Origin of the sequence: Anaerosporobacter sp. (assembly GCF_031551385.1) — a bacterium.
In the GTDB taxonomy this organism is placed as follows: domain Bacteria; phylum Bacillota; class Clostridia; order Lachnospirales; family Lachnospiraceae; genus Anaerosporobacter.
This window is the reverse complement of record NZ_JAVBNS010000195.1, coordinates 1-8,443: the sequence shown is the minus strand read 5'-3', so window position 1 is coordinate 8,443 and position 8,443 is coordinate 1. Positions and strand designations below refer to the sequence as shown.

Below are 8,443 nucleotides of genomic sequence, written 5' to 3'. Positions count from 1 at the left end.
CATTTGCTGGCTTAGAAGAAGGATCATATAGAATTTCTTTTAGCTTTAACAATTCATATGAAACAACAGTTAGTAATAAGGTTACTGTTACAGTAGTTAACAAGGCTGTTGAAGAAGAATAAGATAGCTAAGTAACTGTGTAATTAATAAGCATTGGGAGAAGAGAAGGAACTTTTCTCTGTGTGAGGTGATGAGATATGGATATCAGAAACAGTCAATACACGTCAATTGAGCAAATGACGGGACAGCTTCTGCACAATCGTAAAACAACAATTGAGAAACCAAAAACAGAATCAGCTCTTTCGTTTAAAGAATTATTTGAGACGAAGCAACAGCAAGGTCTAGAAGAAAAAACGGAAATATCTTTGAAATTCTCAAAACATGCGAATCAGAGATTAGAGAGTCGGAATATTGATTTGTCAGGAGATGTTCTACAACGTTTAGAAGATGGTGCACGTAAAGCTCAACAAAAGGGTATTAAAGAATCGCTTGTTATGATTGACAATATGGCATTCATTGTGAATGTTTCAAGTAGTACAGTAGTAACAGCGGTAGATGAGAATGAAAATAAAGTTTTTACAAACATTGATGGCGCAGTTATAGCATAGAAGCTGGACCTTATAGGAGGCTTATAACTTTTGAATGACAGATAAAGTTATTGGAATACCAAATTGCATAACACGCCGATTTATTAGGAGGATATACATTATGATGAGATCACTTTATTCTGGTGTATCAGGACTTAGAGTTCACCAGACAAAAATGGACGTTATCGGTAACAACATCGCTAACGTTAATACAATTGGTTTTAAAGCAAGTACAGTACAATTTTCAGATGTTTTCTATCAAACAACACAAAGTGCCAGTGGAGCGAATGAACAAACAGGTTTAGCTGGTATGAATGCAAAGCAAATCGGTTTAGGTACAACGTTGGCATCTATCTCAGCAGCAATGTCAACACAAGGTGGAGCACAAAGAACCGATAATGCAACAGATATTATGATTACTGGAAATTCATTCTTTGTTGTAAACAATGGTGCTGGAAATTACTTTACAAAGAATGGTTCATTCACAATTGATGGTGCGGGTTACCTTGCGACTGAAACAGGATACTACGTAATGGGTTGGTCACCAGATACAGACAATCCTAATAAGATTAAACAAAATACGGTAGATAAGATTGCAATTCAGACACCAGACAATGCAACAACTCCTCCAGAATCAACAACAGATGTTACGCTAAAAGGTAATATTGATAAGACAGATTCGGATCTTACTGGTAAAGGTTATGTTATTACATCTGAAATTTTTGATAATTTGGGTAATGCTTATACAGTAAAATTCAAATTAACTGCACCTACAGGTACAACTGCTTCGGCTGTTAATACATATAAGATGGATCTTGTTGATGTTACAGATAAAGATGGTAAATCAGCGTTATATAATGCTACAAGTAACGCAGGAGGAGTAATTAAAACTGTAGCATATGGTGGTGTTACTTATACGGTAGGTGATGATGGTAAAGGAACAGGAACAGGAGATTCTAATGTTGTTAGATTTGATGCAGCAACAGGTGCTTTTATTGGAACTGGTTCAACAGCAGTAACACCAGAAACGACTACTTTGAATTTGGTAATAACTTCGGATTCAGATAAACCAGCAGCAGGAACAGGCGCAACTGCAACACCGAAAGTTCCACTATTTGGAGATAAAGATGGTACAATTAAATTTGACTGTTCTACCATCACTCAATATTCAACAACTGGAGCTTGTAGTATATCAGGAAGCAAAGGAAGTCTTCAAAATACAGGAGCTGGTAAGAAAGTTGGTAACTTATCAGGTATTAGTATTCAAGCAGATGGTAAGATTTATGGTTCTTATGACAATGGTACAAGTAAATTACTTGGACAGATTGCAGTAGCAACATTCTCGAATCCAGCGGGACTAGAGGCGATTGGTGGAAGTTTATTCTCTGCAACACAAAACTCTGGTGAATTTGATGGTAAGGGTGTAGATGTTACAGCAGATGGTGGTAAATTCTCAACTGGTGTAGTTGAAATGTCAAATGTTGATTTATCAGCAGAATTTACAAGTATGATTACAACACAAAGAGGTTTCCAAGCAAACTCAAGAATTATTACTACTTCAGATACATTATTAGAAGAGTTAATTAACCTTAAGAGATAATTTTGTTAATTGATTAGTGAATCAGTTAATGAATAAAAAGATTCAAGGAAGAATCCTAGTTACATAAAAACTAAATCCTGCCTCTTAGTAATGCAGAAGCAGGATTTAGTTATGGTAATAATCAAATGAGGAGGGAACTTATGATTGAACTAACGAGGCTAAACGGTGTAAGGTTTTCTGTTAATTGTGATTTGATTGAAACGGTCGAGGAGACACCAGATACGGTGATTACTTTGACAAATGGTAGAAAGTTTGTTGTTGCAGAAAGTATGGGACAACTTAGAAGCCTAGTAATAGATTTTAAAAAACAGATTTATAGTAATGTGATTTAGCAATATGTTTGAACAATAGAGTTTATTATAGTATAAACTTTTTACATAAATTAAATAACTTAGAATAGGCGGTGGAGCTATGGATATAGCAACTATACTGGGACTGATAATCAGTTTCGTTTTGGTTGTATTTGGTATTACATTTAACCAAGATTTATTAACATTTGAATTTGGTAAATTGGGAAACTTTATTGATATTCCTTCAGCATTAATTACGTTTGGTGGTTCATTTATGGCTGTTTTTGCGGCTTCAAAAAGTGCAAAGCATTTTATTGTTAATTTGAAAAGTTTCTCATTGGCATTAAAAGTATTACCATCTAATGAGGCTGAGACAATAACAACAATCATTGAGTTATCGAATGTTGCTCGAAAAGAAGGCTTATTAGCCTTAGAAGAAACAGCAAACAATATAGAAGATGCGTTTTTGAAAAAGGGAATTTTGTTAATTGTAGACGGTACTGATCCAGAACTTGTAAGAAGTATTTTGGAAACAGAGTTGATTTCGATAGAAACTAGACATAAAAAGACAATATCATTTTGGGAAGATCTTGGAACAATGGGTCCTGCTTGGGGTATGATTGGAACGTTAATTGGATTGGTTAACATGTTAAAACAAATGGATGATCCAGATTCAATTGGTCCTTCTATGGCGGTTGCACTTATTACCACATTATATGGTTCCTTGCTTGCAAACTGGATATGTGCGCCAATTGCTTCGAAATTGAAAGCAAATAATGATACAGAAATTATGACAAAAGAAGTTATGGTTGAAGGGCTATTATCAATTCAAGCTGGTGAAAACCCTCGTGTAATTGAAGAAAAATTAAAATCATTCCTTTCACCTTCAATGAGAAATGAGATGGTTGGCGAAAATGAAGGCGGTGAAGTGAATGGCTAGAAAGAGGCAAGATGATCCACCAAAGGGTTCTCCTGCTTGGATGAATACATTTAGTGATTTGATGAATCTATTGCTTTGCTTTTTCGTTTTGCTTTTCTCAATGTCAACAGTTGATGCAGATAAATACGATCAAATGATAGCTTCCCTTAATAAATCTTTTAGTATTTTTAGTGGGGGTGGGTCTGCGATTGGTGAAGGTCAATTAATATCAAGTGGTGTTAGCCAGTTGAATGAGTTAACTGATTTGGTTTCTGAGTTGGGACGTGAAGAGGGAGAAGACGATTTGACTGAAGATGATAACCCAATGAAGTATCTTGAAGAGCAAAGAAGAGAATTATCCGAGCAGATGTATGATGAAATTTTAGAGTTAACTGAAAAGTATAATATTGATAAGAAAGTCGATGTTAATATCGATGGTAATAACCAATATATTAAGTTATCTATTGGCGGTTCTATTCTCTTTGACTCAGGTTCGGAGGATATTAAACAAGAGGCGTTACCTATTCTTAATAAGGTAGGAGATATATTAAAAGAATATAGTGATTGTTTAATTAAAATTGAAGGACATACAGATAATGTTCCGATGTCAAGTAATATAAAATTTGCGGATAATATGGACTTATCTACAGCAAGAGCAGTTTCGTTATGGAAGTACCTTACAGAAAAGAAAGGTTTAGATCCATCAACGCTAGAAGCATCAGGTAGAAGTGAATTTGATCCAATTGCTTCGAATGCTACACCAGAAGGTAGAGCAAAGAATAGACGTGTTGAAATAAAGATATACAATGAATTGAGCCGATAAGCTCATCATTAAAAAAACAGGGAGTGACAACGTATGAAAAAAAATATTTTAACAATCGTAATTATGGCATTAGCAATTGTTAACTTAGTTTTGACTGCTGTAATTATGTTTTCAGTAGTACCTAATGTAAACAAAACGAACAACTTGATTGACCAAGTAGCAGAAATCATTAATTTAGATTTAGAAGCTCAAAACGGTAATCAAAAGATAATTACAGCAGATGACTTAGAGAACTATGATTTAACACAAGAACAAGTTATCAATCTTAAAAAAGATGCAGATTCTACAAAAGAACGCTATGCTGTAATTAATAATATTTCAATATCTTTATATAAAGGTGTTGATGAGTATGCAAAAGTAAAAACAACAATTGAAGCATCTACTTCTTATATTTACGATGTGATTAGACAAGCATTCTCTGCTTATACAAAAGAGGACGCAAAGAATAACGAAGAAGTAATCAAAGCAAATATCATTCAAAAGTTAAATGAAAAATTTGGTGATAAAGTAGTACAAGATATTGCATTTGGTAATTTAGTATATCAATAAATAAAGACTATTAAAAATTGAATTCAGTGTATTTGATAGAAAATACACTGAAAAATCAGGTTTTGAATAGATATTTTGATATTTGGTAAAATAAATGGGAAATTTGTCTTATAAATAATGCGAATTTATTGCTTTATATTAAATGAAAAATGTGATATTATTAGTTATAATTATTTTTTTGTGATTATATAGAGAGTGCTATGTTGGAATTTATAATAATTACAATTATATTGTTGAAGTGTTATGTGTATTTAAAAATGACTAAAATATCACCTGGGAGGTGAGAAACAATGGGTGACGTCTTATCGCAAAATGAGATAGATAATTTGCTTGCTGCATTAAGTAGTGGTGAATTAGATGCTGATGAGATTAAAGACACGGGCGAGAAGCAAATTAAAAATTATGATTTTGCAAGGCCATCAAAATTCTCGAAAGAACATCTAAGAACGTTAGAGATTATATTTGAACATTATGGAAGATTACTGTCTACGAATTTGCCAGCGTATCTTCGTAAGAATGTTCAAGTAGAGGTAATGAATTCCGAAGCAGCAGCCTATTCTGAATTCTCGAATGCATTATCTAATCCAGTCTTACTTGGAATTGTCAATTTTGCTCCATTAGAAGGAAACGTTGTTATTGAGCTTGCGGCAAACTTAGGATATGCAATTGTAGATCGTATGCTTGGTGGTAATGGATTGCCTCTTGAAAAGGCGAGAGAGTTCTCGGAAATTGAATTGATTATAATTGAGAGAATTTTTAACATATGTACGAATTTATTGATTGAGCCATGGCAAAACGTTATTAATGTTGAGCCAAGACTAGAAAGAATTGAAACAAATTCACAATTTGCTCAAATTATTCAACCTAGTGAGATGACTTCAATTGTAACAATGAATATTCGTATTGGTCATGTAGAAGGTTTGATGAATGTATGTTTACCATATAATTGTTTAGAGCCAGTTATTGATAAGTTGAATACGAAGTATTGGTATTCGACAATGCAAGTAAAAGATGATGAAGCTTATCAGGATATCATTGAAATCGCTATTGAGAAAGCAAAAATTCCAATTAAAGCAGTTCTAGGTAGTAGTATGATATCGGTAAATGACTTCTTGAACATTCAAAAGGGAGACATTATACGATTGAATACAAAGGTCGATGATGAACTAGATATTTATGTTGGAAATATTAAAAAGTTTACTGCACTTCCGGGAGCATCTTCGGATACATATGCTGTAAGGTTAACATCAATTATTAGAGAGGAGTAAGAATATGGACGGTATGTTATCGCAAGAAGAAATTAATGCGTTATTAGGAAGCATTGATGACGATTCTTCTGCTAATGAAACGGCTTCTGGCTCATCGGATTCTTTAACAGCAGATGAAAAAGATGCGGTGGGTGAGATATCAAATATAAGCATGGGGACAGCCGCTACAACATTGTCTACACTAGTAAACAATAAAGTAGTGATTACAACGCCTGTTGTTTCTTATTCTACATGGGATAACTTGTCACAAGAATTTGGAAAACCATGTGTGTTTATACAGATTTCTTATAAAGAAGGTTTAGATGGTAATAATATTCTGATTCTTAACGAATCAGATGTAAAAATAATTACAGATTTGATGATGGGTGGAGATGGCACAAATTTAGATGGAGAGTTATCTGAATTACATCTAAGTGCGATTGGTGAAGCTATGAATCAAATGATGGGTTCAGCATCTACATCATTATCTTCTATGCTTGAGAAGAAAGTAGATATAAGCCCACCAGTTGCTAGTCTTGTTGATTTGAATAGCGTTATTGATGAAGAAGAGATATCAGATTTTTTAAGACATCCATTTGTCAAGGTTTCATTTAAAATGGAAATCGGTGACTTAGTTGATAGCCAGATTATGCAGTTATATCCATTTGATTTTGCAAGAGATTTATATAAGAAGTTCTCGGAATCAGGATTAGAGGTAGAATCACAACCAGCTAGTGTTGCACAAGCACCACCAGTACAGCCAGAGGTTCAACAAGCACCGCCAGTACAACCAATGATGGGAGGAGGTCAACAAATGATGGGTCAACAAATGCAAATGCCTATGTATCAAAATCAAATGCCGTATATGCAACCTGCAATGCAAATGATGCCGATGCAGGATGTTAATGTGCAATCAGCACAATTTCAGCCGTTTAATAATGCGGCAATGCAATTACAAGGTCAAGAGAATATTGACTTGATTATGGATGTACCTCTTGAAGTTACTGTTGAACTTGGTAGAACGAATAAGTCAATTAAAGAGATTTTGGAATTTGCGCCAGGAACAATTATTGAGCTTAATAAACTTGCTGGAGAACCAATAGATGTTCTTGTTAATGGTAAGTTTGTTGCAAAAGGTGAAGTTGTTGTAATTGAAGAGTGTTTTGGTATCAGAGTTACTGAAATTGTTAAATAGAATAGGAATATAGATAGGAGAGGTAAAAATGGCAAAGAGAATATTAATTTGTGACGATGCAGCTTTTATGAGAATGATGATTAAGGATATTTTAACTAAGAATGGTTATGAAATTGCTGGAGAAGCTGAAAATGGAGCGAAAGCAGTAGAAAAGTATAATGAAACAAAACCAGATCTTGTTATGATGGACATCACTATGCCTGAGATGGATGGACTTCAAGCTCTTAAGAAAATCAAGTCAATGGATTCAAGTTCGAATGTAATTATGTGTTCAGCAATGGGACAACAAGCAATGGTAATTGAATCAATTCAAAATGGAGCAAAAGATTTTATTGTTAAGCCATTCCAAGCTGATAGAGTTCTAGAAGCTGTTAAAAAAGCGATAGGCTAATAAAATGACTTCAAATATTTATTTATTCCAAGGCAGTTCTACAATACGCAATATTGCAGAACTGTTTGGATTATTACTTGTGTTTGCATTGATATTGGTGTTGGCTTATTTTACTTCAAAGTGGATAGGTAAAACTGGTGCTGGAATGACCACCAAGAATCGCAATATAACAATTGTTGAGACACTAAAATTGAGTCAAACAAAATATTTACAAATAATTAAAGTGACAGATAAATATATTGTAATTGCAGTATCAAAAGACAATGTTGAATATTTGACAGAGATTGATGGAGAGCAGTTAGTTGCTTCACAAGAAGAAGGTGAACAACCTTCTTTTAAGGACATACTTTCAAAAATCAAGTCAAATGCAAGTATGAAATCACATGATAACATATCAAGTAATGATATGTTGGATAGTGAATTCGAAGATAGTAAGAAAGAAAACAAAAAAGATGAGAATGATGTGTAGAGGTTGAAAGTATGAACACAAAAGTAAAACGTAATATTAGTAGAATAATTGTAAATACACTAGTTGCTGTGTTTGTTGTGTCTCTCATCGTTCTAGTTTTTTCTGTTCCGGTGAAAGCTAGTAGCCAAACAGATTCATCAGACGTAACATTTACATCTGATGATGAACCCTTTGGTTTTAACTTTAATCTCTCTACTAATGGAGAGGGGTCTGGTGTTTCATCAACATTGCAGATTGTAATATTATTAACAGTTATTTCGATAGCACCGTCTTTGTTATTAATGGTGACTTCATTTACGAGAATTATTATAGTATTACATTTTACTAGAGCAGCACTATCAACGCAGACAACACCACCCAATCAAGTGCTTGT

10 protein-coding genes and 1 pseudogene are annotated in these 8,443 nt (G+C 33.8%); all 11 read left to right on the top strand.

Going from position 1 to position 8,443, the window contains the following annotated elements:
• The first annotated feature begins 197 nt into the window (after positions 1-197).
• Positions 198-608 (top strand): TIGR02530 family flagellar biosynthesis protein, encoded by a 411-nt coding sequence (locus RMR19_RS15260; RefSeq protein WP_310604358.1) that lies wholly within the window; start codon positions 198-200, stop codon positions 606-608.
• 100 nt (positions 609-708) lie between these two features.
• The gene (locus RMR19_RS15255) at positions 709-2,187 is read left to right on the top strand and encodes a flagellar hook protein FlgE (protein WP_310604357.1); all 1,479 of its coding nucleotides are present in this window, start codon (positions 709-711) and stop codon (positions 2,185-2,187) included.
• A gap of 140 nt (positions 2,188-2,327) precedes the next feature.
• Positions 2,328-2,519, top strand: a complete 192-nt coding sequence (locus tag RMR19_RS15250; RefSeq protein WP_310604356.1) for a flagellar FlbD family protein — start codon at positions 2,328-2,330, stop codon at positions 2,517-2,519.
• A gap of 79 nt (positions 2,520-2,598) precedes the next feature.
• Positions 2,599-3,417, top strand: a complete 819-nt coding sequence (locus RMR19_RS15245; RefSeq protein WP_310604355.1) for a motility protein A — start codon at positions 2,599-2,601, stop codon at positions 3,415-3,417.
• Entirely contained in the window at positions 3,410-4,219 is an 810-nt protein-coding gene (locus RMR19_RS15240; protein ID WP_310604354.1) for a flagellar motor protein MotB, read from the top strand. The genes RMR19_RS15245 and RMR19_RS15240 overlap by 8 nt, the downstream gene beginning before the upstream one ends.
• A 33-nt stretch (positions 4,220-4,252) precedes the next feature.
• Complete coding sequence (locus tag RMR19_RS15235; protein WP_310604353.1) at positions 4,253-4,768, top strand: flagellar basal body-associated FliL family protein; 516 nt, start codon at positions 4,253-4,255, stop codon at positions 4,766-4,768.
• Positions 4,769-5,058: 290 nt separating this feature from the next.
• A complete protein-coding gene (gene fliM / locus RMR19_RS15230; protein ID WP_310604352.1) occupies positions 5,059-6,036 on the top strand; it encodes a flagellar motor switch protein FliM in 978 nt (325 codons plus the stop codon).
• 4 nt (positions 6,037-6,040) lie between these two features.
• Positions 6,041-7,210, top strand: a complete 1,170-nt coding sequence (fliY, locus tag RMR19_RS15225) for a flagellar motor switch phosphatase FliY (protein ID WP_310604351.1) — start codon at positions 6,041-6,043, stop codon at positions 7,208-7,210.
• A 28-nt stretch (positions 7,211-7,238) separates the two neighbouring features.
• Positions 7,239-7,601, top strand: coding sequence for a response regulator (locus tag RMR19_RS15220; RefSeq protein ID WP_310604350.1), 363 nt, complete (start codon positions 7,239-7,241; stop codon positions 7,599-7,601).
• 4 nt (positions 7,602-7,605) lie between these two features.
• Entirely contained in the window at positions 7,606-8,070 is a 465-nt protein-coding gene (locus RMR19_RS15215; protein WP_310604349.1) for a FliO/MopB family protein, read from the top strand.
• A gap of 11 nt (positions 8,071-8,081) precedes the next feature.
• Positions 8,082-8,443 (top strand): annotated as a pseudogene (locus tag RMR19_RS15210) (flagellar type III secretion system pore protein FliP); the annotation flags it as partial.